The following is a 26,433-nucleotide window of genomic DNA, read 5'->3' as shown; positions in this document are numbered from 1 at the left end:
TTATATTGTATTTTAGTATTTTATTCATAGCAATATCTGTGCTACCTTATTAAGGTAGATTTGGAGGGAAAATAATGTCTGATAAATTTCACGGCTTAACTCAAGCCGAAGCAGACAAGCGCTTAAAAGAAGATGGCTTAAATGAAGTACCAGAGCCTGAATATAATTTCTTTAAAGAGTTCTTGTCTAAGTTATGGAACCTATCCGCTTGGATTCTAGAAGCTGCTTTAATTCTAGAATGTATCTTGGGCAAATGGGTCCAATCATTATTCGTGTTGTTGATGCTTTTATTTGCTGCATTTAACGGTGCATCTAAGAAAAAGCAATCAAGACGAGTTTTAAATAATATTTCACACAAGTTGACTCCTACTGTATCAGTTGAACGCGATGGCAAGTGGATCAAACTTGATTCTAAACAACTAGTTAAAGGCGATTTAATCTCACTTAAACGCGGGGACGTACTCGCAGCAGATGTTAAAATTGTTGACGGTAACTTAGCTTGTGATGAAAGCTCAATTACAGGTGAATCTAAACCAGTTAAGAAAGCAATTGATGACACCGCCTTTGCCGGTACTACAGTTGTTGAAGGTGATGGCCTAGCTGTTGTTACTGCTACAGGTAAAGATTCTAGAAGCGGTAAGACGATTAATTTGATCAACAATTCCGCTGCTCCTGGTCACTTACAACAACTTTTGACTAAGATTATCTACTACCTTTGCTTACTAGATGGTGTTTTAACCTTAGTTATTATTATCGCCTCCTTCTTCAAAGGCGGTAATTTCAATACCTTTATTAATATGTTGCCATTCCTGGCAATGATGTTTATTGCTTCAATTCCTGTAGCAATGCCATCAACTTTTGCTTTATCCAACTCATTTGAAGCAACCCGCTTAAGTAAAGAAGGAGTCCTGACTTCTGACCTAACTGGAATTCAGGACGCAGCTAACTTGAACTTGCTTTTACTTGATAAGACTGGAACAATTACGGAAAACAAAACTGCCGTAGCCGCTTGGACTGATCTAAGTGACTTGCCTGATAAAGACGTGCTTGCTTTAGCTGGAGCCGCAACTGATAAACGTAATGCTGGTATTATCGATACAGCAATCGATGAATACTTAGTAGAAAATAACATTCCAGTCATGAATGCTGAAAACTTTACTCCATTTACTTCTGACACTGGTTATTCTATGGCTGATGTTGCTGGACATAATGTAAAGCTTGGTTCATTTAAGCAATTATCCTTGATCGATAAACATGCCGATGAAGAAATTTCTGGAATTAATTTCAAGGCAGGACGCTCAGTGGCAGTCTTGATTGACGATAAGTTAGCTGGTGTCTTCATCTTACAAGATAAAGTTAGAACAGACTCTAAAGCAGCTTTGGCTGAACTCAAGAAACGTGGCGTTCGCCCAATTATGTTAACTGGTGACAATCAAAAGACCGCTGCTGCAGTGGCAGAACAAGTTGATTTAACTGGTGAAGTAATTTCGATTCACGATTTCAATGAAAATACTGATATTAATGATTTGGCCGGTATTGCTGATGTTTTACCAGAAGATAAACTCAAGATGGTAAAGCTTTTCCAAGAAAAAGGCTATATCGTAGGGATGACTGGTGACGGAGTTAACGACGCACCTGCATTAAAACAAGCTGAAGTTGGAATCGCGGTTTCAAATGCTGCTGACGTAGCTAAGCGTTCGGGTAAAATGGTATTACTAGACGATGGTCTAGGCTCAATTGTTAAAATTTTAGACGCTGGACATCGCGTATACCAAAGAATGACTACTTGGTCACTAACCAAGCTTGCTAGAACTGCTGAATTAACGATGCTGTTAACTTTTGGCTATCTTTTCTTTGACTACATCCCAATGGCCTTGAATGCAATGGTTATCTATACCATTATGAACAATATGGTTACGATGATGATTGGGACGGACCGGACTCACATTACTTATAAGCCAGAAAACTGGAATATGGCTAAGCTTGCTAAGATCGCCTTTTCACTAGCTGCTGGTTGGACTTTAATTGGTATTGGGTTTGTTTGGTTCTTAAACACACACGGTTGGAGTCACGGTGCTGTTTCTACTATGGTTTACGTATACCTAGTTCTTAGCGCAATGTTGATTGTTTTGATTACTAGAACTCGTAAGTACTTTTGGCAAGATTACCCATCCAAGTTGGTTGGTAGTGTTCAAATTGCAGATGTTCTATTGACCTTTATCTTAGCTCTTTGTGGTTGGGCAATGGTGAAAATTTCCATTCAAAACTTAGCAATTACCGTTTTAGTCGCACTAATTGCTGCTGTAGTGATCGATTTAGTTTACCAACCGGTGATGAAAAACAGATAAATTATTAATTCAATTTTGCATTAAAAAAGCGCTTCTAAGAAATTACATTCTTGGAAGTGCTTTTCGTTTACCTTTTTGACTCACGATATCCCGCCGCACGAGCCGCTGCTTTGCTCTTAAAGAAAATTGCATTTTCGCGATTCATTCGGTAATTATGTCCACGCATTACATGAAATATTTTTGATCGCTTATTACCAACAATTTTAGTCCTGTCATGTTGCTTACGCCTTCTTTTTTACGATAAGATGTATTCTGTAGATTCGCAGGTATAACACTAATTTCCCCAACTAACGTTAATAATGCAACAATTGCCATCAACAAATTTTTGCATTTTTTCATTAAAAACCTTCCTAATAATAACTATATCTTCGTAGCATACGCTTATATATTAGATTGTGCTTATTTCATTTGAATTAACATAAAGTCAAATTTTAATTACTTTCACTTGCGCTAAAAATATCTAGAAATTGTAAAAACAAGTTAACAAAGTCAAGATATAACTGCAGTGCACCCAGCACTGCTAGTCCATTAGTTGAAATATCATCACCATAGCGTAAATAAATATTCTTCATGCGCTGAGCATCCTATGCCGTCAATATAGTAAAAATAATGACCGCAATAGTTGAAAAAATATAATCAATTATAGGATTATGTAAAAACAAATTAATTACCATTGCTACAATTAAGCCGATTAAAGCAGCGGAAGCATAAGAACCAATTCGACTCAGGTCTTTTTTAGTTACAGTTCCGATAATTGCCATAATGACAAAAACAGTAGCCAAAGCAACATTGTGTCCGCTATAAGCCTCGGCAAGAAAAGCAAAAGTAACGTCATAAACAATTGCGGTTATCATCAGTAAGGCAAAACTCGCGACGGGATTACGCGTTGCTCTAAAACTAATAATAAAAGTCAAAGCAATTGGCAGTAAAATTAAAAGCCACACTTCCCATTGATGAGCCGCAATAAAGCTAGCAAATGATCTAGCAAAAACCGTCATTGTTAGATAAGCACTGGTAGCTGAAATAAAAACCGCCAAGGCCATATATTCTACTCAAAAAAAGATTTAACCCAAGTGCATCCACTTGTCGTCGCTCAGACTCTTGATCACAATTTTCCATCTTGATTTTCCCTCTTTTTAAACATACTCTGTACACCTAATATAACACCTGGTTTACTGAAAAAGTAACGAGACGAATTGCTATCAGCATACTATATTTTGAGCGTATTATTTCACTGCTTTTCTTGCTTTGGACTAGACCTATAATGCTAAGCTTGATCTAATTGGTATAGACATATTAATAAGAAAGAGGTACTTTTATGACAATGAGATCACTTGGTCTGTCCATTTATCCAGATCATACCAACTTTGAAGATAATACGAAATACTTAGAACTAGGTCATAAATACGGCTTTACTCGTATTTTTATGAGTATGCTTGAGGTACAAGGTAGCCCTGAAGAAACTCCAGCTAAATATAAGAAGATTATTGACTACGGCAATAAATTAGGCTACCAAACTTTTCTTGATGTATCACCTCAGCTCTTTAAGAAATTAGAAATTGATTATTCAGATCTGAAATTTTTTGCAGATATCGGTGCAGCTGGTATTCGGCTTGATGAAGCTTTTGACGGTGCAACAGAGGCCATGCTTTCATACAATCCTTATGGCCTAATTATTGAACTTAACATGAGTAATAATGCTGACTACCTCAACAATATTTTATCTTATCAAGCCAACCAACCTTTCATCTATGGCTGCCATAATTTTTATCCACAGCGCGGCACGGCTCTACCTTATGATTTCTTCTTAGATTGTAGTACACGTTTTAAAAATTTGGGCATTCACTCTGCTGCTTTTGTCTCTAGTCAAGTTGGCAAAGTTGGTCCTTGGAATGTTGAAGATGGCCTCCCTACTTTAGAAGAAGACCGCGATTTACCAATCGAAGTAAAAGCAATGCATTTATTTGCTTCAAATATGATTGATGATGTAATTATTGGCAACGCCTATGCTAGTGAAGCGGAACTTAAAGCACTCTCTGAAGTAAATCGCTATCAGTTAAAATTACACGTAAATTATGTATCTGACATTAACGAAATTGAAAAAACAATAGTTGAAAAGCCACAACACTTCCGCCGAGGTGACCTAACTAAGGCGGTTATTCGTTCAACTATGCCGAGAGTTACCTATAAAGATATTCCTAATCCTATCCATGATAACGAAGTAGAATTTCAACGCGGTGACGTTATTATTGGCAATGATAATTTTGGTCATTATAAAAATGAATTACAAATTGTCCTTGAACCGCATAAAGAACCGCGCATGAATAAAGTTGGTTCTATTAGTTCAGATGAATTATTCTTGCTCGACTTCATTAAACCATGGTCTAAATTTAAATTAACCAGTAAGTAAAAAACAGCTCGTGATCTACTATTTTGTAGACACGAGCTGTTTTTTTACTTGAATAAATCGTTAAAACTTTCACTCATCGTTGGGTGCGTATAAATTTGATCCCGCAAAACATGTGCTGGTATTTTCATTTTCATAGCCAAACTGATTTGATTAATTAATTCATATGATTCAGCGCCATATAAAGTTACACCTAAAATCTGGTTATTAGCTGGATTAATTAGAGCCTTAAATAAACCACGTGGGTCTTTCAGTACTTGTGCTTTAGGAATTGCAGCTACCGGCAACTTTTTCAATTCATATTCAACTTTCTGTGCCTTTGCTTCTTTTTCATTTAGGCCAACTCGAGATAAAGCTGGCGTAATAAACACACTATATGGCACATTAATTCGATCACTTACTTTCCTTTGGGCATCCCCATATAATTGGTCCTTAATAATTCGAAAATCATCAAGCGAAATATAGGTAAATTGCAAGCCGCCTTTAACGTCTCCAATTGCCCAAACATTTTTGACATTAGTCTTTAAATAATCGTCAACTACAATTGCACCACGTTCAGTTAGCTTAATCTTAGTATTCTTTAAGCCGAGATTCTCAGTATTTGGCTTTCTACCAGTAGCAACTAAAATTCGATCAGCAGTTATTGTTAAAGACTCGCCATTTTTCTCATAATAAATAGTATGGTCATCAACTTTAGTAATCTTTACACCTAATTCAAATTTTACGCCATTAAGTTCCAGATCACGCTTAATTTCAGCCGCAATATCATCATCTTCACGTGGCAAAAAATTATCGTGCAAGTCCAATACGGTTACTTCTGAACCATATTCTGCAAACATTGAGGCAAATTCTAAGCCAATATAGCCAGCACCAATAATGACCAACTTCTTAGGTAATTCAGCTTGGGCCATAGCAGCAGTTGAATCAAGAATAGCACTACTTTCTGCCAGACCGGGAATCGGCAACATCACTGGAACTGCTCCAGTGTTAATAAAAATTCGCTCACCGCGGTATTCTTCTACTTGACCATTTGTTAAAGTTACAGCAACTTCATGGTCTCCTGTAAACTTAGCAGTACCATCAAGCACAGTCACTGTTTTCTCATCTGCTAGCATATGGTAATTCTTCCCGCGTAACATTGAAGTCATTTTGTTTTTACCATTAACTGCATCTACGAAATCCACGCCATTACCCGCTTCGATAATTAAGCGTTTAGATGGCAGACAAGCAATATTAATGCAAGTACCACCATACATTTGATTAGATTTTTCAATGACTAGGACTTCTTCGCCCTTTTTCGCTAAAAATTTAGCTAGCGTTTTGCCGCCTTTACCAAAGCCGATAATAATATTCTTTACTGTTTTCATAATTAAATCCTCTAATTCAACAATTTGTTGTTCCCTATTGTGAATGATTACAGCATTTTTGTCATCTTTTTTGTTTGGCAATAAAAAAACAAAACCTCCTAAAAGCGAGTCGCCTTTAAGAGGTTTGCTAAAATTTCTGTTGATCGGGCATCGTGAATAAGGATTCTCAATGCAACACTTTCTTTAGTATAACGATGTTTGGAAGTTAGATCAAGCACGATTTTTAGAATGATTAAGTTAATCGATTATCTATTTTTTTATTTTTAGAGAAATCCCTTGATACAAGAGTAAGATGCCTCCACGTACGTGGAGAATACAGCCACGTTGGAACGGTGATATTGACAGCCTTGGGATCACCTCCACATACGTGGAGAATACTCTAAATATGCATCTTCCATTAATGCACCAACAGGATCACCTCCACATACGTGGAGAATACTGCGTGCTTACATTTCAACCGTATTCAAGAATAGGATCACCTCCACATACGTGGAGAATACCAATTGTTAGACGTGCAATGCTGAAACATTCGGGGGATCACCTCCACATACGTGGAGAATACGGCTTGATCCATAATCATCTTAAAAATGTCCATAGGATCACCTCCACATACGTGGAGAATACCTCAATTCTTCGACAGTGAAGTAGACAAAGACAGGATCACCTCCACATACGTGGAGAATACGCCACGATCAATGCGTAACTTAACTAAAATTTTAGGATCACCTCCACATACGTGGAGAATACTGTTCATCATAAATTTGATAAACAAATCTTTCTGGGATCACCTCCACATACGTGGAGAATACCACTCTCGCCATCAAGAAATCCATTTACCTTAAGGATCACCTCCACATACGTGGAGAATACCCAGGGCTCATTTTTCCAATCGCATCAGCAATAGGATCACCTCCACATACGTGGAGAATACGCTTGTTGAAGTAAATCTGCTAATCCGTTCTTGGGATCACCTCCACATACGTGGAGAATACACTAAACAAATCCCGCTATATCAATGATCCTTAATTCAAATCATAACATTTTCAATCACTTTTAAGAAGACTCACTTTTCAAAATTTATGTAATTAGATATTCAAAGTTAATTGAATAAAATAAGATTCTCTTTTTCTGATTCGTTGACTAACTCCCCGATCATCGTTAAGCTTCATCCAATTTTGATTTAGCAGCTTAGCTTCAAGATACATCTGAAAGATTTGTTCATCTTGCAAATTTTGTAATTTTTTACAATCAGCACCAATAATATTGCTAATTATGGCATTAATTGCTCTCCTTCCCTGATTGATAGTACGTGTTTTTTTAGGCATATAATGAAAAGGCTTAGAAATACCTTTAATTTTTTATTTAACTTTCGCAGTTTTTCAAATAATTGACTATAATCCATATCAGCGCTTAATGATTGTTTTAATAAATTCAAATTATCCATCAGATAAAAAACAGCTTGATCAAACTTCTTATCACTCAATAGTGCTTTTCGCGTCGACCGTTGGGATAGTAAATTAGGCAAAAATGTTGAGAATAAGCACAGCAAGATGAATAACCTAGCTTTAAGAAGAGCAATGTTATCAGCCATGAATATTGATATGATCAACCACCGCTTCTATCATGATCTTAATTTCCGAGTTGACACTTTAATTCCAGAACAATACGGTAAATTTCATGATGGAAGTATTCCTGGTTATCCATATAATCTTAAAAAAGCAAAACAATTGCTAGATCAAGCTGGATATAAATATCAAAAAGGTGCCAAATTCCGTAGTCAGCCTAATGGTAAACCATTAACAATTAACTTAGCAGTTCGCGCATCGTCACCAAACGCGGAATCTATCTGGTCCAATTATATTCAACAATGGAAGAAGGTCGGCTTGAATGTACGTTTTTTAGGCGGTCGACCAATGGAATTCAATTTTTGGGTTCAAGCAGTTAAAGCCGCAGACCCTAGAATTGATGTACTTGAGGGTGCCTGGGGCTTAGAAGATGCTTCACCAAATAGTCTCTATGGTCAAAGTTCGCAATTGAATTTTGCCCGGTTTGCTTCTAAAACCAATAATAAACTATTAAACGATATCGACAGCCAAAAGGCCTTCGATCCTAACTACAGAGTTCAAGCCTTCAAAAAATGGCAAAGATGGATGCATGATCAAGCCTATTTCGCACCAATCTCTAATAGTTATGAATTGACCGCCGTTAATGCAAATGTCACTGGCTGGTCAGTTAAATACAATAGTAATGTCTGGTATGACGCCGGCTTTGTTAAAAAATAATTCTTAATATAATATCAACTTGCTCAAATAAAAGAGGGAACTAAATCAGATCGATTTAATTCCCTCTTTTTATTATTCTATTTTAAGCGCCGTGATACTTAACCAAACTGTAAATATCAACATCTGGCAACTTTTCTCTACCATGTAAATCCGGTAATTCAATATAGAACGCAGCACCTACAAGCTTACCACCAAGATTTTCGATTAATTCTTTAGAAGCTCTTAAGGTACCAGCAGTAGCCATCAAGTCATCACACAGAACCACTCTTTGACCCGGCTTAATTGCATCTTTATGCATTTCCAAACTGTTTGAACCATATTCCAAATCATAGGAAGCACGTTCAACTTCTCTTGGTAACTTATGTGGCTTTCTTGCAGGTACAAAACCTAAACCTAACTCAGTAGCTACTGGACAACCTACAATAAAACCACGTGCTTCAGGCCCAACAATTACATCTGCTTTTTTACTCTTTGCATATTCTGCTAATTCGTGAGTAGCGGCACGATACAATTCACCATCTTGCAAAATTGGTGTAATATCGCGAAAAACGATGCCTTTGTTAGGAAAATCCTTAACACTTGCAATATATTTACTAAAATCAACTGCCATAAGAAGCATAACCTCCAAAATTCTCTGTGTTTGTGTTCAAACGCTTTTGACCAGTATATTTTAACAAATTTTAACGATAAAAGCACTGAAAACAGAATAGTTATCTATTTATTTGTCAAATTATTAACATATGTAATCAAACGTTGACTAGGCATAGTTCTTAGTTGATTAACAAATTTAATCTGAGAAGAAGTTCCCATTAAATATTTAGAAGCTGTCAGCGGCTGTTTTTTAGGAGAAGGCTCTCCTACCAATTTACCTTCATCCAATTTTACAAAGCCTAATTCAAAGAAAACTCGTAAAATGAAAAGCACACTATCATAATCTAGTCCCAAATAAGGTGCAACTGTACGGTAATCTGCTGGCTTTAACGTAGGGTGACTATAAATATATTTTAAAACAGCACCAAAATAATTTTTAGCGGGAATTTGTTCAACAGGCAATTGATCAAGCAAAAAGCGTAAATAGATTTGTTGATAATCTTTCTCCAATGCAGCATTTAATTCAATCTGATTGCGTGGCACATCTAATAATGCAACTGTTTCACCAGTTTGATCATAATCTTTAACTAAAGAGATCTTGTCTTCATCGATCTGTAGTCGGTTGCGAACAATCGGAATATTTTTTTGATCAAATAACAGGTAGCGGTCCGCGAAACCCATAACATATTTCTCTTGGCGTAAGTCAACAACTGGCGTTGGCACTGCCAATTTTGGTGAAGCAAAAGCTAGTCCGGTCATGATTCCTTGTAAAGAAACTTGATTTCGATAAGTATTTAATGATAATTGAACAAAAATTTGAGAAATAAACGGCAAAAGATTATTATTCAAAAAGCCTTTATTAAATCCAACAACTGATAAGTTACCGCCTTTTTTAGCAACCGTAAATTTGACATGATTCTTATCTTTACCCATTTTAAAGAAATGAGTGATTGTTGGATTAGAGATACTAAAGATTGGCTGCGTGTCACCTGTCCCAAATGGACCTACTTGATTGATTTGTGCTAGTGTCTGCGGAGTTAAGCCCTGCATAGGCAATTCCATGTCATATTTTTTAGTCTCAAGACCACCTTCAACATGAAAGTCATCTTCAAATTTTTCCCGTAATGGCGCAATCTGATTTTCTTCTAATGATAAACCACAGGCAAAATCATGGCCACCAAATTTGGTTAAATATTGATCCTTGATTGGATTTAAAGCATCAAACAAGTTGAAACCAGCAAATGACCTACCTGAGCCTTTAACCTCACCTGCATCATTTTTAGTCAAAACAATCGTGGGTTTATGTGTCTTTTCAACGATCTTATTAGCTACTAAACCTAACACACCTTCGTGAAATTCAGGGTCATATAAAACGAAAGTATTTTGTTTTTGCCAGCTATTTTTATGAATTAACTTCATACATTTGTCATAGACTTCGGTGGTTAATTCTTTCCGTTTATTGTTTAATTCTTCGATCTTATCTGCAATTTTTTGGGCCTCCAGGTCATCATCACTTAGCAAAAGCTCAACTGCCAAGTTGGCATTATCTAATCGACCTACAGCATTTAATCGAGGAGCAATATTAAAGCCGACATCAGTTTCATTAATACTGCCTAAAGTCAAACCAGCATTTTTGATTAAAGCGCGCAAGCCAGGACGATCTGTCTGATTAAGCATTTCTAAACCACGCTTAACGATAATATGCCCCTCTCCGGTCACCTCAACCATATCGCCAATAGTTCCGATCATAGCCAAATCTAGCAGCTCAGGCATAGTATCCTGCATTAGACCACGACAAATCGTGTAAGCTACTCCGGCACCACAATAATCATCAAAAGGATATTTTTGGCCAGGATAATTACAATGAACAGTAGCATAAGCTGCCGGTTTCTTTTCTTGAAAAGTATGATGATCTGTAACGATTACATCAACATTATGTTCTTGAGCATATTTGACTTCCTCGACCCCAGTAACACCATTATCAACAGTGATAATCAATCTGGTTCCATCAGCTACAATATCTTGATAGCGGTCCATATTAGGACCATACCCATCATTGAAGCGATTAGGAATAAAATAATGAACATCAGCGCCCAAAATGCTTAAGGTTTCAGTCATAATAGTCGTTGCAGTAATTCCATCAGCATCATAATCGCCATAAATTGTAATCTTTTCGCCGCTATCAATTGCTTGATTAATTCGGTTAATTGCCTTATCCATGTCATGCATTAACGCTGGATCAGCCAGATTTTCTTCTGTTGCATTAAACCAAAAATCAAGTTTTTCGTCTGTATTAATACCCCGCAATGCAAAAAGTTTGGCTGCAATGGGACCTAGTTGATATTTCTCAATCAAGTCTGGTGCTAATTCATCAGCTATTCTTTCTTGCCATTTCATTAATTATCAAACACCTTATGTTCTCTCATCAAAACGAAAAGGCACTCATTGTTGAGTGTCTTTATTACAAAATCTATTTATAATTTTATCGCAAATCTAAATCTGATTAAAGATTGTAAATTTTTATTTTAATTTAAAAACCTTAAGATTATTGTTGTTAGCCTTTTCGGTTTTAATCAGATTACCCCGAATTGCCCAACGATTCTTACCGCCATCAGCACAAGTAATCAAAGTTACAATATTCTTCTTAGTATTATCGACTAGCCAAACCGCAGTTGGATCAACAATCTTTTTCATATAAATTCGATAGACATATACTTTGTTAAGATTAGTTAAATAAACTAACTCACCTTTTTTAACATCTTCAAGTGGTGAGAAAAGAATGCCTTTTGCTGTCATGTAGTGACCTGCAAGAGGATAATTTCCCTTACCCATTACTTGGTCGGCTCGCATCGTGCCGCCACCAGTCGACATTGCATCATCACTCATCCCCAACATAATCGGTAAATACATATTAACATCGGGAATAGCTAACGCACCAATCGCACCAGAAGTCTTTTTCACTTGTGATCTTGCTGCTTGTGCAATGCCTAAAGACTTAACTTTACTAAAATCATACATTCCTTTTTTCTTTTTGTTTTCTTCAATCGTCGTTCTATTTATTCCACTTAAAGTAGATTGTTGATTATGATGAATTAATTGATCACTGATCTGTTTGTTAAATATCAAAGCAATACCAACAAGCAATAAAATAATAGCAGCAACTCTAAGTAAAATTGTACTTACACTATTTTTTTTATTTTTAGCCATTTTTATTTACCTTTGATATCATCATCGTTCATCTTCAAGACTGCCATGAAAGCATCTTGAGGTACTTCAACTCTACCAACTGCTTTCATTCGCTTCTTACCACGTTTCTGTTTTTCAAGCAGCTTAGCCCGACGATCTGGATCACCAGTATGAATTTTCCAGGTAACATCTTTTCGGTATGGCTTAATTGTAGCTCGAGAAATAATTTTAGCTCCAATTGCGCCCTGAATATCAACTTCAAAGTTTTGCCGTGGAATTAGTTTTTTTAGCATTGAAGTCATTTGACGGGCACGATCTTGAGCTTCTGATCTGTGAGCAATAAAACTCAATGCATCAATTGGCTCCTTGTTAAGCAAAATGTCGATCTTAACCAAATCAGTAGCACGATAACCCGTAATTTCATAATCAAGTGAAGCATAACCTTTAGTCGAAGATTTCAAATCATCAAAGAAATCAAAAATAATTTCAGCTAATGGCATGTTGTAAATTACATTAACTCGGTACTTATCCAAGTAATCCATGGTAACGAATTCACCACGCTTACGTTGACAAAGCTCCATTACTGGACCAACAAAATCATTTGGCACCATAATTTCCGCTTTTACATAAGGTTCTTGAACTTCCTTATATTCACCAGCATCTGGCAAATCAGATGGATTATCAATCACCTTGGTTGTTCCATCATTCATAATTGCATGATAATCAACAGATGGTGCTGTCATGATTAGATCAAGGTCAAATTCTTGCTCTAATCTTTCCTGTACAACATCCATATGAAGTAAGCCTAAGAAGCCACAACGAAACCCAAAGCCTAAAGCTGTTGAAGTTTCAGGCTCAAATTCTAAAGCTGCATCATTCAGCTGTAGTTTTTGTAAAGCTTCCTTCAAATCTTCATAATCACGGTTGTCAACTGGGTACATCCCAGAATAAACCATCGGTGGAATTTGACGATAGCCTGGAAGTGGTTCAGCCGTTGGATTATCAGCTTGAGTAATTGTGTCACCAACACGTGTTTCTCGAACGGACTTAATGTTAGCAGTAATATATCCTACATCCCCTGCGATTAAAATATCCTTCTTAATTGGATGAGGACTAGAAACACCAACCTCTGTGACTTCATATTCCTTGCCAGTATTCATAATTTGAATTCGATCGCCTGGTTTAACAGATCCATCTTCAATTTTGACAGACATTACCACTCCGCGATAATCATCATATTTAGAGTCGAAAATCAATGCTTTTAATGGAGCAGCAATATCACCAGACGGAGCTGGAATATCTTTAACTACCTTTTCCAGCATGTCCTTAATACCTTGACCGGTTTTACCTGAAACTTCGGCAGCTTCTGAAGCATCCAAACCTAACATTTCTTCAATTTCTTCCTTAGTCTTAGGAACATCGGCAGATGGTAAGTCAATCTTGTTAATTACTGGCAAGATTGCCAAATCGTCATCAATTGCCAAATAAGTATTAGCCAAAGTTTGAGCCTGTACACCTTGAGAAGCATCAACCACCATTAAAGCACCTTCACAGGCAGCTAGAGAACGTGATACCTCATATGAAAAGTCAACGTGTCCTGGTGTATCGATTAAGTGGAAAATGTAGTCTTCACCGTCTTCAGCATGATATTTCACTTCAACTGAGTTCATTTTAATGGTAATACCACGTTGACGTTCAAGTGGCATATCATCTAACATCTGATTTTTAAGCTGACGTTGACTAACTGTATCAGTTAACTCTAAGATTCTGTCAGCAATAGTCGATTTACCATGGTCAATATGCGCCACAATAGCAAAATTTCGAATGTGTTTTTGATAGTCTTTTAATTTTTTTAAATCCATAAAATCGTTCACCCTTTACTATGTATTAATTATAGCAAAGCTAGAATAAATGATGAAATTGTAGCATAGTAAATTTTCAATAAAATGCAGAGTTTTTAGAATAATAATTGAAAATTCAGCATTGAATATTTTCCAAGAAAAACTCTAAAAATCACCAAAAAATTAATTGATCTTAAAAAAGGTTTCTGTTGCAATTAGCAGAAACCTTTTTTAGCATTTACATATTAAACTTATCTTTTAAGCGTTCAAAAAATCCTTTTTCTTGTGGTGTAATATTGCCACCACCATCATGAACAAAGTTGGTCAAATCTTTCTTTTGCTTATCATTAATGTGCTTTGGAATAACAATATTAACTGTAGTAATTTGATCACCATTGCCATTACCACGAAGATATGGCACACCCTGTCCACGCAAAGTAAACTTCTTATTAGGTTGCGTACCAGCTGGAATAGTTAGCTTTACATCACCATGCACAGTCTTAACGTTAATTTCATCTCCTAAAGTAGCCTGGGCAAATGAGATTGGTACTTCTGTATAGATAGTCTGGCCACGACGCTCAAAATCTTTAGATGGTTTAATTCGATAGTTAATATATAAATCACCATATGGTCCGCCATTTATACCTGCTTCGCCTTGGCCTTGATATCTAAGTTGTTGACCATTGTCGATTCCCGCTGGAATATCCACTTCAATAGTATTCTTACGGTCAACTGTTCCTTTACCGCCACAGGTTTTACATGGATGCTCAATAATCACACCACGACCATGACATTTGTCACAAGTGGTTTGACGACGGATCATGCCCAACATTGATTGTTGAGTAATTGTCATATAACCAGTTCCATGACATTTATCACAGGTAATTGGATGTGTACCTTTTTCACAACCATTACCGCCACAAGTCTCACAAGTTTCGCTTCGAGTATAGCTGACCTGGGTCTTTTTGCCCTTAATGGCATCCATAAAATCAATTGTCAATTGATAATCCAAATCTTGGCCACGTTGTGGTGCAGTTGGATCAACCCTCTGTTGACGGCCTTGACCAAAAATATCGCCAAAGATATCGCCAAAATCACCAAAGCCAGAAGTATCAAATCCGGCACCGCCAAAGCCTTGACCAGCTCCACCACCAAAGCCACCTTGACCATTTACACCAGCAGAACCAAATTGATCATATTGCGCACGTTTTTGCTTATCGTGCAAAACCTCATAGGCTTCGTTAACCTGCTTATACTTTTCTTCAGCTCCAGGTTCATGGTTTAAATCTGGGTGATATTTTTTGGCTAATTTACGATATGCCCTACTTATTTCCTGATCACTGGCGTCACGATCTACGCCAAGTACTTTATAGTAATCTTCTTGTGCCATCTATTTGAACTCCTTGTATTCTCAAAAGAAAAGAACTACTCAATGGGTAGTTCTTTTCTCCTTTTGTTTAATTATAAACCCATTACTTATTTGGATCTACTTTGTGGAATTCACCATCTTGGGCATCACCGTTGTTGCCATTATTTGAATTACCACCTTGTGGGCCTTGAGGACCTGCTTGTGGACCAGCTTGACCAGCAGCACCACCATTTTGTTGATACAACTTAACAGCTAAGTCTTGAGCAGCCTTGGATAAAGCATCTTTCTTTTCTTTCATTTCATCCAAGTTGTTGTCCTTTTGGGCTTTCTTCAAAGCTTCAAGAGCATCTTCAACTGGCTTACGATCGCTATCAGAGAGCTTATCCTTAGTATCTTTCAAAGTCTTATCTGTAGTAAAGATTAATTGATCTACTTCGTTTCTAAGGTCTGCTTCTTCCTTACGCTTCTTATCTTCATCAGCGTGTTCTTCAGCATCCTTTTGCATACGTTTAATTTCTTCATCTGATAAACCGGATGAACTCTTAATAGTAATCTTTTGTTCCTTGCCAGTACCCATATCCTTAGCAGATACATTTACAATACCGTTCTTATCGATATCGAAGGTAACTTGAATTTGAGGAACACCACGTGGTGCTGGTGGAATATCAGTTAACTCAAAGCGGCCAAGAGTCTTGTCGTCTGCAGCCATTGGACGTTCACCTTGCAATACGTGAACATCTACAGCTGGTTGATTATCTGCTGCAGTTGAGAAGATTTGACTCTTTGAAGTTGGAATAGTAGTGTTTCTGTCGATTAACTTAGTGAAGACACCACCCATGGTCTCAATACCAAGTGACAATGGGGTAACATCAAGTAAAACAATATCCTTAACATCACCTGAGATAACACCACCTTGAATTGCTGCACCCATAGCTACAGCTTCATCAGGGTTAATTGAATGGTCAGGTTCCTTACCAGCCCATTCCTTAACTGCCTTTTGAACAGCTGGAATACGAGTAGAACCACCATTTAAAATAACCTTGTCAATGTCATTAACAGTAAGACCTGCATCCTTCAATGCATTGTCAAATGGTACCTTAGTCTTTTCTACCAAGTCAGCAGTTAATTCATCAAACTTAGCACGAGTCAAATCTGCTTCAAGGTGTAATGGACCAGCTTCGCCAGCAGAAATGAATGGAAGTGAGATGTGAGTACTTGATACACCTGACAAGTCCTTCTTTGCTTTTTCTGCAGCATCCTTTAAGCGTTGCATTGCCATCTTGTCCTTCGACAAATCAACACCATTTTCATCCTTAAAGTTCTTAATTAACCAATCCATGATACGGTGATCAAAGTCATCACCACCAAGATGAGTATCACCATTAGTTGACAATACTTGAAAGACACCATCACCTAATTGCAATACAGAAACATCAAAAGTACCACCACCAAGGTCGTATACTAAGACTTTTTCATCTTGGTCTTTATTTAAACCGAAGGCTAATGCTGAAGCAGTTGGTTCGTTAATAATTCTTTGCACATTCAAACCAGCAATCTTACCAGCGTCCTTAGTAGCTTGGCGTTGAGCATCATTGAAGTAAGCAGGAACAGTAATAACAGCATCCTTAACTTCTTCACCCAAGTAATCTTCTGAGAATTTCTTAATATATTGTAAAATAAATGCTGAAATTTCTTGTGGTGTATATTCCTTATCACCAACTTTAACCTTATAATCAGCTTCACCCATGTGACGCTTAATTGAAACAATGGTATTAGGGTTGGTAATAGCTTGACGCTTTGCTACCTCACCGACTTGAATTTCACCATCTTTAAATGCAACTACTGAAGGAGTAGTCCGGTTACCTTCTGGATTAGTGATAATCTTTGGTTCTTTACCTTCAAGAACTGCAACTGCTGAGTTAGTAGTCCCAAGGTCAATCCCAATAACTTTTGACATATATTAGCTTCCTCTCTTATTGAGCAACTACAACCATTGCTGGTCTTAGTGTTCTATCCTTATATTGATATCCTTTTTGTAAAACCTGAACAACGTGATCTTTTTGATCATCATTCTCAGCTGCTACTGTTTGAACAGCTTGATGTAATGTCGGATCAAATTTAACGCCATCAGCCTCAATCTCAACTACACCGTGATCTTTCATTGCCTTCACAAGTGCATCCAGGGTCATTTTCACGCCCTTCTTTAACTGCTTAGACACATCATCATCGGCCTCAACGCTTAGGGCTCTTTCCAAATTGTCCATTGCTGGCAAAATGTCCTTCGCTAAGCTTTGAGATTCGTACTTAATTAATTGAGCACGTTCTTTAGTGTAGCGATTTTGCATATTTTGAATTTCTGCTTCACTACGCAAATACTTATCTTCAAGATCCTTGTTCTTATCTTTTAAATCAGCTAATTCTTTAGCTAATTTTTGATCTTGTTTATTTTTTTCTTGCTTCTTTTCTTCACCTTTATCGGCTTCTTTTTTAGCCTTAGGCTCAGAAGTCTTTTCTTTTTGCTCTAGATTTTTTTCACTTGGAAATTCTTCTTTACTCACGGCTAACCTCCTTTATTGAAACTTGCCGTAATAATCAAGCAACTTTTTAGCTAGTTCATTTCTAAAATATTCAAGCAACCCAATCATTTGTGAATATGGCATATTCGTTGGTCCAAGTAAAGCAATAGTTCCTTTACCATGGGAGCCAACGCTGTACTCAGCTGTCAGCAAACTATAATTTTTTAATAAATCATTGGGTAATTCAGATCCCAACTTTACCTTTACTGGATAATTTCCAGACTTTGGATCCACCTTTGCATCCATTAAATTAGTGAACAGATTATTATGATCAATCAACTCGTACAAAGAACGAATGTCATTTACATCATGTTCAGAAGTATTATTGAGCAAATTAATCTGTCCATCCACATACATCTGCTCACTAGCTGCATCTTTTACGACATCTTCAACTAAACTAAGCAATTCAGTCACATGTTCGCCGCCTAATTCGTTTTTAGCTAATTCACTTAGCAACGAAACGTTGATTTCATTTAGGCTCTTTCCGACTAACTGATCATTAATCATGCGGACAGCCTTTTCAATTTCTTCGCCGTGAATATTATGTGGCAAAGCATATACCTGATTTTGAATGTTACCATCACTTGTAACCAAAATTGCCATAATCTGTCGTTGAGACAGCGGTACAATTCTAAATCCTGTGACTCTAACATCATGACTCTCAGGTCCTTCCGCAAATGCGGTATAGTTAGTTAAATCTGACAGAATTCGTGCAGCTTCTTGTACAATTTCATTTACTTGATGAAAAGGTCGATCTAATTGACTTCCTATTGTATTATAAACAGACTCTGGTAATTGCAACGGCTCAACTAAATTATCAAGATAATAACGATAGCCCTCGCTTGAAGGAATTCGACCACTTGAAGAGTGAGTTTTTTCAATTAACCCCTGCTCTTCCAACACGGCCATTTCATTTCTAATCGTTGCACTTGAAACTTTAATTGGCAACTGCTTCATTACGGTCTTTGAACCTACTGGCTCATGACTTTGTGTAAAGTCTGTAATTATTGTTTTTAAAATAAGCTCTTGACGCTCGGTCAACATATTATATCGCCCTCACTTTTAGCACTCACATCTCTCAGGTGCTAACAGTTAATATGATACCAGAAATTAGCACTAAATCAAGTAGATTGCTAATTTTATTCAAAAAAATACGCACTTTTTTCAAAGTACGTAGCTTCTTAACCCTTTTGCTTAAAATAAGCCCTAATTTCTTGCTCATCTCGTTCAAGTTGCTCTTTCAGTTCAGGTAATCCGGCAAATTTTTTCTCACCTCTGGTATATTTATACCATTTGATCTTCATTGGCTTACCATAGATATCTTCATTAAAATCAAAAATATTAGATTCAATATATATCTTCTTGTCCTGATTAATGGTTACATTATAGCCAACGCTAGTCATGGAGTTATACCACTTACCATTTACTTTAGTCTTGGTAGCATAAACTCCAATTTTAGGAATCACCTTATGGTCTGCCCAAATCAAATTAGCTGTTGGATAGCCTAGCTTATGACCATTTCGTTTACCATGCCCAATGATACCACTCATTACATAATGGTGCCCCATTAATTCAGTGGCTAATTCCATCTGACCATCCTTAATTGCTTGACGAATTTCAGTTGAGCCAATTTTTCTACCGTTAAAAGTTTGCTTTGGCATCACTACAATATTAAAACGCCCTTTGGAAAATTGGGGTAAATTAGCCATATTTGCAATATTCTTAGGACCATAAGTGTAATCAAAGCCAGCAACAACGGTATCAGCATTTAATCTGACAATTACATTATCGACAAATTCTTGTGCAGAAATTTGACTGAAATTTTTAGTAAATGGTAAAACAGCCAAATAATCTACTCCTAATTCCGCCATTTTGTTAGCTTTTTCTTCCAAAGTTTCTAAGTATTTAAAATCTCGTTTCGACTCATAAACTTCCTTAGGATGTCGATCAAAGGTCAACACAACTAATGACAATTTCTTCTGTAATGCAATTTCTTTAGCCTGATTAATTAAGCGCTGATGTCCCAAATGAACCCCATCAAAAAAGCCAAGGGCAAGCACAATTCTAGTAGATAAAATATTTTCCTTAACAGGATATGTTAAATGAACGATTTTCACAGCTAATTCCTTCATTTCATTTATTCATTTTGCAACAGCATTAAGCTTGGGCGATAAAGCTTTCCTTTTTTTTCATAAATTGCTTTCACCTTTTTATTGTATCGTAGTGCAACTTTTTTCGCATTAGTTTCAAGCGAAATACCTGCTCCATTTTTAACTTTAAGCCACTTTTCTTCAGTTAAATCAACCTGAGTGTATTCCTTAAAAAATGCATCAATCGGCTGTATAAGTTCAGTGGCCTTTTTCGGATTCTCTTCAATCTCCTTTAATTTTACTGCTTGTGTAATATTAAAGCCAGAACTAGCTGTTCTTCTCAAATAAGTCATCGTTGCGGGGCAATCTAATTTTTCACCTAGATCATTAACTAACGATCTAACATAAGTGCCTTTGCTGCATTTAATCTTAAAATCAAAGCTTTCTTGTCCAGTATTTATATCAAAAACTGGTTCTTTAGTTAGATCATATTGTTTGACTTCAACCCTTCTCTGAGGCCGTTCAACTTCAATTCCTTCACGCGCATATTCATAAAGATGTTTACCATTCACTTTAACAGCAGAATAAATTGGAGGCACTTGAACAATTTCTCCTACAAATTTATTCATATTTTCTTGAATTTCTGCACCAGAAAAAGGCTGAATCAACTTTTTTTCTTTTAAAACAGTTCCAGTTGCATCATAACTATCTGTGCTATAACCAAATAGTCCCGTGCCAATATATTCTTTTGGCCTAGTATGCATCATTTCAATTAATTTAGTAGCCTGACCAATAGCAATTGGTAAAACGCCTGTCACCTCAGGATCAAGCGTACCAGCATGTCCTATTTTTCTAATATTTAATACGCGGCGCAAATGATAAACTACATCTGCACTAGTCATCCCTTTATCTTTATCAATAACTAAAATTCCGTTTAACATAATTATTCCCTATTCCTTTCAACAAAAAAAGGGCACCATCACGGCGCCCTCTTTTTTATTTGTTTTCCCGCTTAGCATCTTGTTTCTTAACTTCTGCAATCAAACGGTCAATCTTACTACCATACAAAACTGAATTATCACGTTTAAAAATTAATTCAGGAACCTTATAAACAGTTAATGTTTGACCAAGCAAATGACGCATCATGCCTTTTGCCTTTTCAAAACCTGCCTGAACCTCTTCTTCCTTATGCTCATCTTCAGTTAGCAGGCTGTAATAAACAGTTGCATATGAAAGATCATTCGTACATTCAACTGCGGTAATAGTTACACCACTTAAGCGCGGATCACGAATATTCTTTTGTAAAATCTTGGTTAATTCGCGTAGAATTTCACCTTCAACACGACCAATTCTATGCTTCATGTTTTCCTCCTAATAGTAATTACTTAGGCTCAACTTGTTGCATTTCGTAAACTTCGAATTCGTCGCCAACTTTAATGTCGTTGTAGTCCTTAATCGTTAAACCACAATCGTTACCTTGCTTAACTTCCTTAACATCATCTTTAAATCTCTTAAGTGAAGCAATTTCACCATCATATTTAACGATACCATCACGAATAACTCTAATCTTAGAATCATTCTTAACCAAGCCCTTATCAACGAAGGAACCAGCAATTGTACCAACCTTAGAAACCTTCCAAGTTTCACGAACAGTAAGATTACCGATAACCTTTTCTTCATAAGTTGGTTCAAGCATACCCTTCATGGCAGCAGTAACATCATCAATAGCCTTGTAAATAATGCTGTAAAGACGAATATCTACGCCATCGGTTTCAGCTTGGCTCTTAGCAGTAGCAGTTGGACGAACGTTGAACCCAATAATAAATGCATTTGATGCACCAGCCAAAGTTACATCTGATTCATTAATGGCACCTACACCTGAGTGAATGATATTTACACGTACGCCTTCAACTTCAATCTTTTCAAGCGATTGTTGTAAAGCTTCTACAGAACCTTGAACATCAGCCTTCAAGACAATGTCAACTTCCTTCATGTTTTCCTTCTTCATAGTATCGAAGAGGTTATCAAGAGTTACGTGTTGAACATTTTCACGAGACTTTTGTAAAGCTTGTTGTGCTCTAGCTTCACCAACACTTCTAGCGGTCTTTTCATCCTTAAATTCAACTAACTTATCAGCAGATTCAGGCACATCGTTCAAACCAGTAATTTCAACAGGTTCTGATGGTGTAGCCTTCTTAACTTGACGTCCACGATCATTAGTCATAGTACGAACACGACCAAAAGTGTTACCAACAACAATCGGGTCACCAACATTAAGTGTACCTTGTTGGATTAAAACGTCTGCTACAGGTCCACGACCACGTGACAAACGAGCTTCAATCACAGTACCAATTGCCATTTCAGTTGGATTAGCCTTAAGTTCCATCACATCAGATTGCAACAAGATCATTTGTAATAAGTCATCAACATTTTGACCTGTCTTAGCTGAAATATTAACGAAGATAGTATCACCACCGTAATCTTCAGGAATCAAATTGTATTTCATTAATTCCTCAGTTACGTGTTGTGGATTTGCACCTGGCTTATCCATCTTGTTAATTGCTACAATTATTGGAACATTAGCACTCTTTGCATGGTCAATTGCTTCTACAGTTTGTGGCATTACACCATCATCTGCAGCAACAACCAGTACAACAATATCAGTAATTTCAGCACCACGTGCACGCATGTTAGAAAATGCTGCGTGTCCTGGTGTATCCAAGAATGTAATTAAGCGATCATCTAATCTAACTTGGTAAGCACCAATCTTTTGAGTAATACCACCAGCTTCATGAGCTGAAACATGAGTATGACGAAGACGATCAAGTAAAGTGGTCTTACCATGGTCAACGTGTCCCATGATTGTAACAACTGGTGGGCGTTTAACCTGGTTTTTAGATTCCTTTGACTCTTCCATTCTCTTGTCATAGATATTATCAATATCAGAGATGTCTTCATGAACTTTTTGCTCAGCATTGATACCATATTCAGCAGCTAAAAGTTCAATTGTATCTTTATCCAAAGATTGGTTTTGGTTAGTCATCACGCCAAGCATGAAGAGTTTCTTAACAATTTCAGCTGGTTCACGGTGAATTAACTTACCAATATCTTGAGCGTTCATACCTTCTTCGTAAACTAATGTTTCTGGTAATGGACGTTCCTTACGCTTAGTAAGTGTTTTCTTTGGTTTTTGCTCTTGTTGACGTTTTTTATTCTTACGCCGCTTTCTCTCTGAACGATCTGAATGGTCACTACGACCATTGCCAAATTGATTTTTACCCTTGCGTCCTGGCTTTCCCATGTTGCGACCACGATTATTGCCGCGTTTTTCTTCCTTAGGAGCCTCAGGAATAGTAACTTGAACTCGTTCTTTAGTCGCTTCAGGCTGTTGCTTCTTCAAACGAGCTGGAGAAGGCTTTAAAATCTTAGGACCAATAACTTTCTTTTCTACTGGTTCTGCTTTCTTCTTGTTATCTTTGTGGTTGGTTGTTTTCTTATTATCTTTCACTGGCTGTTCTTGTTTTGGATGTCTTAATTGCTCATGATATTCTTTTCTGGCTTTTTGGGCTTCACGATTAAGTTGCCCTTCTTCTGCCCGTTGCTTTTGTTTAAATTGTTGTAACAAAGCAGCTGCCTTTGGCTTACCTGTATTATTTCTACGATCATTTTTATTCTCATGACCGTGATTATTTGAACGACGTTTATTATTGCGTTTCTTAGAATTCTTAGAACTATTATTATCTTCTTGCTTCTTTTCATTTTTGCGAATAGAAGAAACAGATATTTTTATTTTATTCTTTTTATTAGAAGATTTTGCAGCAGGAGCGGAGTTTTGGAAACTATTCTTTAACTTTGCAACCTGTGAATCATCTACTGATGACATGTGATTCTTTACATCTAAGCCTAAATCCTTTGCTTTTTGGACTACAACTTTGTTATCAACGCCGACTTCTTTTGCGATTTCATAAATTCTTTTCTTTGCCATCCAATCACACTCCTTCATTTATTTTTTTAACTAACGCCTTAGCAAAACCAGCATCAGTTAATCCTAAAACTTTGCGTTTTTTGCCAATTGCCTTTGACAATTCAATGGCAGTAAACATAGTTATCATAGGAATATTGTCTTTTCTGGCAGCGCGGTTTACTTTTTCTGCCGTGTTGTCTTGAACATCACTAGCCATAATAACCGCTTTGATTTTATGCTTATTAAGTTCATTAATGACTGTCTCTGTACCGGTAGTTAACTTACCAGCACGCTCAGCTAAACCTAACAAATTAATTGCTTTTTGTCTATTTTGCAATCTTATTTATCACCAAATAATTCTTTTCTTGCCTTTTGATGATCAACATAAGAGTAAAGCTCATCGTAAAAAGTATCTGGAACTTTCGCACCTAAACTACGTTCTAATACATTCTTCTCTTTAGCAGCTTCAATCTTACTTGGATCAAGGGAAACATATGCGCCGCGACCAGCCTTTTTACCTGTTGGATCAACTGACACATTTTTTTCTTTATCGATAACAATACGTACTAATTCCTTCTTGGGCTGCATTGTATCGGTTAATAAATCCTTCCGCATTGGGATTTTTCTTTTTTTCAAAAAAATCACCTATTCTTCAGTTTTATCTTCTTTACTTGAATCTTCTACAGTAGTTGTATCATCTGAGCTTTCAACGTCAGCAGCGTCATCTGTACTTTCAACATTTTCAGAAGTTTCGCTACTATCTGCAGCATCAGCTGTATCATTTGTTTTTTCATCTACAAATTCTACTTCAGATTCAGGACGAATATCAATCTTATAGCCTGTCAAACGAGCAGCTAAGCGAACGTTCTGACCTTTCTTACCAATTGCAAGTGATAACTGGTAATCTGGTACGATAACTAAAGCACTTTTTTCTTCTTCATCATCACCAAATTGAACCGCAATCACTTCTGCTGGATTTAATGCATTAGCAATAAAGTCAGATGGATCTTCTTCATACTTAACGATATCAATATTTTCACCGCCAAGTTCGTTAACTACATTTTGTACACGAGCACCCTTTTGGCCTACACAGGTACCTACCGGATCGATGTTAGGATCATTTGACTTAACAGCCATCTTAGTTCTGTCACCTGCTTCACGTGCGATTGAAACAATTTCAACGGTTCCATCATAAATTTCTGGAACTTCTTGTTCAAACAATCGTTTAACCATGTCAGGAGCAGTTCTTGAGACTGTAATTTGTGCACCCTTGCTATCGGAGCCAACATGAGTTACTAGTACACGAATCTGATCTTGGGGATTGTAAACCTCATTTGGCATTTGATCACGGTGAGGCATAACAGCTTCAACATTACCAATCTTTACATAAACGAAACGATTGTCGCGTCTTTCCACGGTACCAGTAACCAATTCATCTTCATATTGTGAATATTCATCAATAATATGTTTTCTTTCGGCTTCACGTAGACGTTGCATGATAACTTGCTTAGCAGTTTGGGCGGCAATTCTACCAAAATTTTTAGGTGTTACTTCAAAACGAATTTCGTCGCCTACCTCATAAGCACGATTAATTGTTAAAGCATCCTTTAAACTAACTTCAAGACGGTCATCTTGCACTTCGTCAACAACAGTTTTAACTGCCATTACCTTGAAGTTACCTTTTCTTTCATCAAAATCAACTTCAACGTTTTGTGCTTGATTATAATTCTTTTTGTATGCAGCTACCAAAGCGGCTTTAATTGCATCAACAATAACATCTTGCTTAATGCCCTTGGTATTTTCCAAAGTAGCAAACGCTTCTAGCATTTCTTTAGACATAAGTTTTTGATCAACCTTTCTAAAATTCAATTGCAAAACGAATATTTGCAATTAACTTACGGGGAACAGTTAATGTTTTTCGTCTTGTCTTATCTTTTATTTCTAATACAACTTCGTCATCATTATAAGACTTGAGTGTACCTTCATACATTTTTTTATTCTCAATCTTTTGATAAAGACCGACATGAATGTAATCATTCAGAGCTTTTTCCCAATCAGCTTTTGTTTTGATTGGTCGTTCTGCCCCTGGAGATGATAATTCCAAAACATAGGGATCTGGAAGCGGATCGGGATCAAGAGCATCCAGCTTTTCGGAAACAAGTTCACTTAAAGCTGCAATCTCATCAATGTCAATACCGTTTGGTTGGCGATCAACATAAATGCGTAAATAATTTTGCCCTTTTTCTTTAACGTATTCCATATCAACCAACATGTCACCATGTTCATCAATAATCGTTTCGACAACTGGACGAACAGAATCTATAACTTTAGACAAAAATTTTCCTCCGTAATAAAAAGAGTGAGCATCACTGCTCACTCGAATTTACCTATTCGAACTTCATACGTAGTATA

The 26,433-nt window shown here is 36.8% G+C and carries 22 protein-coding genes, 2 pseudogenes and 1 CRISPR repeat array; of the genes and pseudogenes, 3 read left to right on the top strand and 21 right to left on the bottom strand.

Going from position 1 to position 26,433, the window contains the following annotated elements:
* The first annotated feature begins 74 nt into the window (after positions 1 to 74).
* Positions 75 to 2,348, top strand: a complete 2,274-nt coding sequence (locus CP363_RS05955; protein ID WP_098035994.1) for an HAD-IC family P-type ATPase — start codon at positions 75 to 77, stop codon at positions 2,346 to 2,348.
* A gap of 67 nt (positions 2,349 to 2,415) precedes the next feature.
* Here the strand turns inward: CP363_RS05955 and CP363_RS10955 are convergent, their stop codons facing one another.
* From CP363_RS10955 to CP363_RS10735, 3 genes and pseudogenes are all read right to left on the bottom strand, one after another.
* Complete coding sequence (locus CP363_RS10955; RefSeq protein ID WP_233186472.1) at positions 2,416 to 2,526, bottom strand: Ada metal-binding domain-containing protein; 111 nt, start codon at positions 2,524 to 2,526, stop codon at positions 2,416 to 2,418.
* Entirely contained in the window at positions 2,514 to 2,687 is a 174-nt protein-coding gene (locus tag CP363_RS10950; RefSeq protein WP_233186471.1) for a hypothetical protein, read from the bottom strand. Before CP363_RS10950 ends, CP363_RS10955 begins: the two co-directional genes overlap by 13 nt.
* A 92-nt stretch (positions 2,688 to 2,779) precedes the next feature.
* Positions 2,780 to 3,467, bottom strand: a pseudogene (locus CP363_RS10735) (Bax inhibitor-1 family protein).
* Between the two features lie 199 nt (positions 3,468 to 3,666).
* Between CP363_RS10735 and CP363_RS05940 the strand changes: the two are divergent.
* Positions 3,667 to 4,758, top strand: a complete 1,092-nt coding sequence (locus CP363_RS05940; RefSeq protein WP_065989786.1) for a DUF871 domain-containing protein — start codon at positions 3,667 to 3,669, stop codon at positions 4,756 to 4,758.
* Positions 4,759 to 4,802: 44 nt separating this feature from the next.
* Here the strand turns inward: CP363_RS05940 and CP363_RS05935 are convergent, their stop codons facing one another.
* On the bottom strand, positions 4,803 to 6,122 hold the full coding sequence (locus tag CP363_RS05935) for an FAD-dependent oxidoreductase (protein WP_089146792.1): 1,320 nt from the start codon (positions 6,120 to 6,122) through the stop codon (positions 4,803 to 4,805).
* 289 nt (positions 6,123 to 6,411) lie between these two features.
* Positions 6,412 to 7,114: a CRISPR direct-repeat array (repeat unit 28 nt; unit sequence GGATCACCTCCACATACGTGGAGAATAC).
* Between the two features lie 93 nt (positions 7,115 to 7,207).
* Positions 7,208 to 7,447: a hypothetical protein gene (locus tag CP363_RS05930; RefSeq protein WP_089145791.1), complete on the bottom strand. Its 240-nt coding sequence runs from the start codon at positions 7,445 to 7,447 to the stop codon at positions 7,208 to 7,210.
* Between the two features lie 165 nt (positions 7,448 to 7,612).
* Between CP363_RS05930 and CP363_RS05925 the strand changes: the two are divergent.
* Positions 7,613 to 8,404 (top strand): annotated as a pseudogene (locus CP363_RS05925) (ABC transporter substrate-binding protein); the annotation flags it as partial.
* 82 nt (positions 8,405 to 8,486) lie between these two features.
* Here the strand turns inward: CP363_RS05925 and CP363_RS05920 are convergent.
* The 16 genes from CP363_RS05920 to rimP form a co-directional block, all read right to left on the bottom strand.
* Entirely contained in the window at positions 8,487 to 9,014 is a 528-nt protein-coding gene (locus tag CP363_RS05920; RefSeq protein ID WP_089150327.1) for an adenine phosphoribosyltransferase, read from the bottom strand.
* A 104-nt stretch (positions 9,015 to 9,118) separates the two neighbouring features.
* On the bottom strand, positions 9,119 to 11,392 hold the full coding sequence (gene recJ / locus CP363_RS05915) for a single-stranded-DNA-specific exonuclease RecJ (protein WP_098035993.1): 2,274 nt from the start codon (positions 11,390 to 11,392) through the stop codon (positions 9,119 to 9,121).
* 123 nt (positions 11,393 to 11,515) lie between these two features.
* On the bottom strand, positions 11,516 to 12,202 hold the full coding sequence (locus CP363_RS05910; RefSeq protein WP_068813264.1) for a class A sortase: 687 nt from the start codon (positions 12,200 to 12,202) through the stop codon (positions 11,516 to 11,518).
* Between the two features lie 2 nt (positions 12,203 to 12,204).
* Positions 12,205 to 14,043, bottom strand: a complete 1,839-nt coding sequence (gene lepA / locus CP363_RS05905; RefSeq protein WP_023488776.1) for a translation elongation factor 4 — start codon at positions 14,041 to 14,043, stop codon at positions 12,205 to 12,207.
* A 217-nt stretch (positions 14,044 to 14,260) separates the two neighbouring features.
* Entirely contained in the window at positions 14,261 to 15,412 is a 1,152-nt protein-coding gene (gene dnaJ, locus CP363_RS05900) for a molecular chaperone DnaJ (RefSeq protein WP_005719254.1), read from the bottom strand.
* Between the two features lie 82 nt (positions 15,413 to 15,494).
* Positions 15,495 to 17,348, bottom strand: a complete 1,854-nt coding sequence (gene dnaK / locus CP363_RS05895) for a molecular chaperone DnaK (RefSeq protein WP_013086488.1) — start codon at positions 17,346 to 17,348, stop codon at positions 15,495 to 15,497.
* 16 nt (positions 17,349 to 17,364) lie between these two features.
* Positions 17,365 to 17,949 (bottom strand): nucleotide exchange factor GrpE, encoded by a 585-nt coding sequence (grpE, locus tag CP363_RS05890; RefSeq protein ID WP_057726509.1) that lies wholly within the window; start codon positions 17,947 to 17,949, stop codon positions 17,365 to 17,367.
* Positions 17,950 to 17,961: 12 nt separating this feature from the next.
* Positions 17,962 to 19,011 (bottom strand): heat-inducible transcriptional repressor HrcA, encoded by a 1,050-nt coding sequence (gene hrcA, locus CP363_RS05885; RefSeq protein WP_005719259.1) that lies wholly within the window; start codon positions 19,009 to 19,011, stop codon positions 17,962 to 17,964.
* 137 nt (positions 19,012 to 19,148) lie between these two features.
* The gene (gene ribF, locus CP363_RS05880; RefSeq protein ID WP_023488778.1) at positions 19,149 to 20,099 is read right to left on the bottom strand and encodes a riboflavin biosynthesis protein RibF; all 951 of its coding nucleotides are present in this window, start codon (positions 20,097 to 20,099) and stop codon (positions 19,149 to 19,151) included.
* Positions 20,100 to 20,104: 5 nt separating this feature from the next.
* Positions 20,105 to 20,998: a tRNA pseudouridine(55) synthase TruB gene (gene truB / locus CP363_RS05875; protein WP_098035992.1), complete on the bottom strand. Its 894-nt coding sequence runs from the start codon at positions 20,996 to 20,998 to the stop codon at positions 20,105 to 20,107.
* A 55-nt stretch (positions 20,999 to 21,053) separates the two neighbouring features.
* Complete coding sequence (locus tag CP363_RS05870; protein ID WP_013086491.1) at positions 21,054 to 21,419, bottom strand: ribosome-binding factor A; 366 nt, start codon at positions 21,417 to 21,419, stop codon at positions 21,054 to 21,056.
* Positions 21,420 to 21,438: 19 nt separating this feature from the next.
* Positions 21,439 to 24,042: a translation initiation factor IF-2 gene (gene infB, locus CP363_RS05865; RefSeq protein WP_098035991.1), complete on the bottom strand. Its 2,604-nt coding sequence runs from the start codon at positions 24,040 to 24,042 to the stop codon at positions 21,439 to 21,441.
* A gap of 4 nt (positions 24,043 to 24,046) precedes the next feature.
* The gene (locus CP363_RS05860; RefSeq protein ID WP_005719268.1) at positions 24,047 to 24,358 is read right to left on the bottom strand and encodes a ribosomal L7Ae/L30e/S12e/Gadd45 family protein; all 312 of its coding nucleotides are present in this window, start codon (positions 24,356 to 24,358) and stop codon (positions 24,047 to 24,049) included.
* Between the two features lie 2 nt (positions 24,359 to 24,360).
* Positions 24,361 to 24,657 carry an RNase P modulator RnpM gene (gene rnpM, locus CP363_RS05855; RefSeq protein WP_005719270.1) on the bottom strand — a complete coding sequence of 99 codons (297 nt, stop codon included), beginning with the start codon at positions 24,655 to 24,657 and terminating at the stop codon, positions 24,361 to 24,363.
* 9 nt (positions 24,658 to 24,666) lie between these two features.
* The gene (gene nusA / locus CP363_RS05850; RefSeq protein ID WP_089145795.1) at positions 24,667 to 25,860 is read right to left on the bottom strand and encodes a transcription termination factor NusA; all 1,194 of its coding nucleotides are present in this window, start codon (positions 25,858 to 25,860) and stop codon (positions 24,667 to 24,669) included.
* A gap of 19 nt (positions 25,861 to 25,879) precedes the next feature.
* Positions 25,880 to 26,356, bottom strand: coding sequence for a ribosome maturation factor RimP (gene rimP, locus CP363_RS05845; protein WP_005722018.1), 477 nt, complete (start codon positions 26,354 to 26,356; stop codon positions 25,880 to 25,882).
* Between the last annotated feature and the right edge of the window lie 77 nt (positions 26,357 to 26,433).

The sequence above is a fragment of the Lactobacillus sp. UMNPBX12 genome (assembly GCF_002553955.1).
Classification (GTDB): Bacteria; Bacillota; Bacilli; order Lactobacillales; family Lactobacillaceae; genus Lactobacillus; species Lactobacillus crispatus.
Note: the sequence above shows the minus strand (reverse complement) of the source record. Positions and strands in the feature narration are given on the sequence as shown.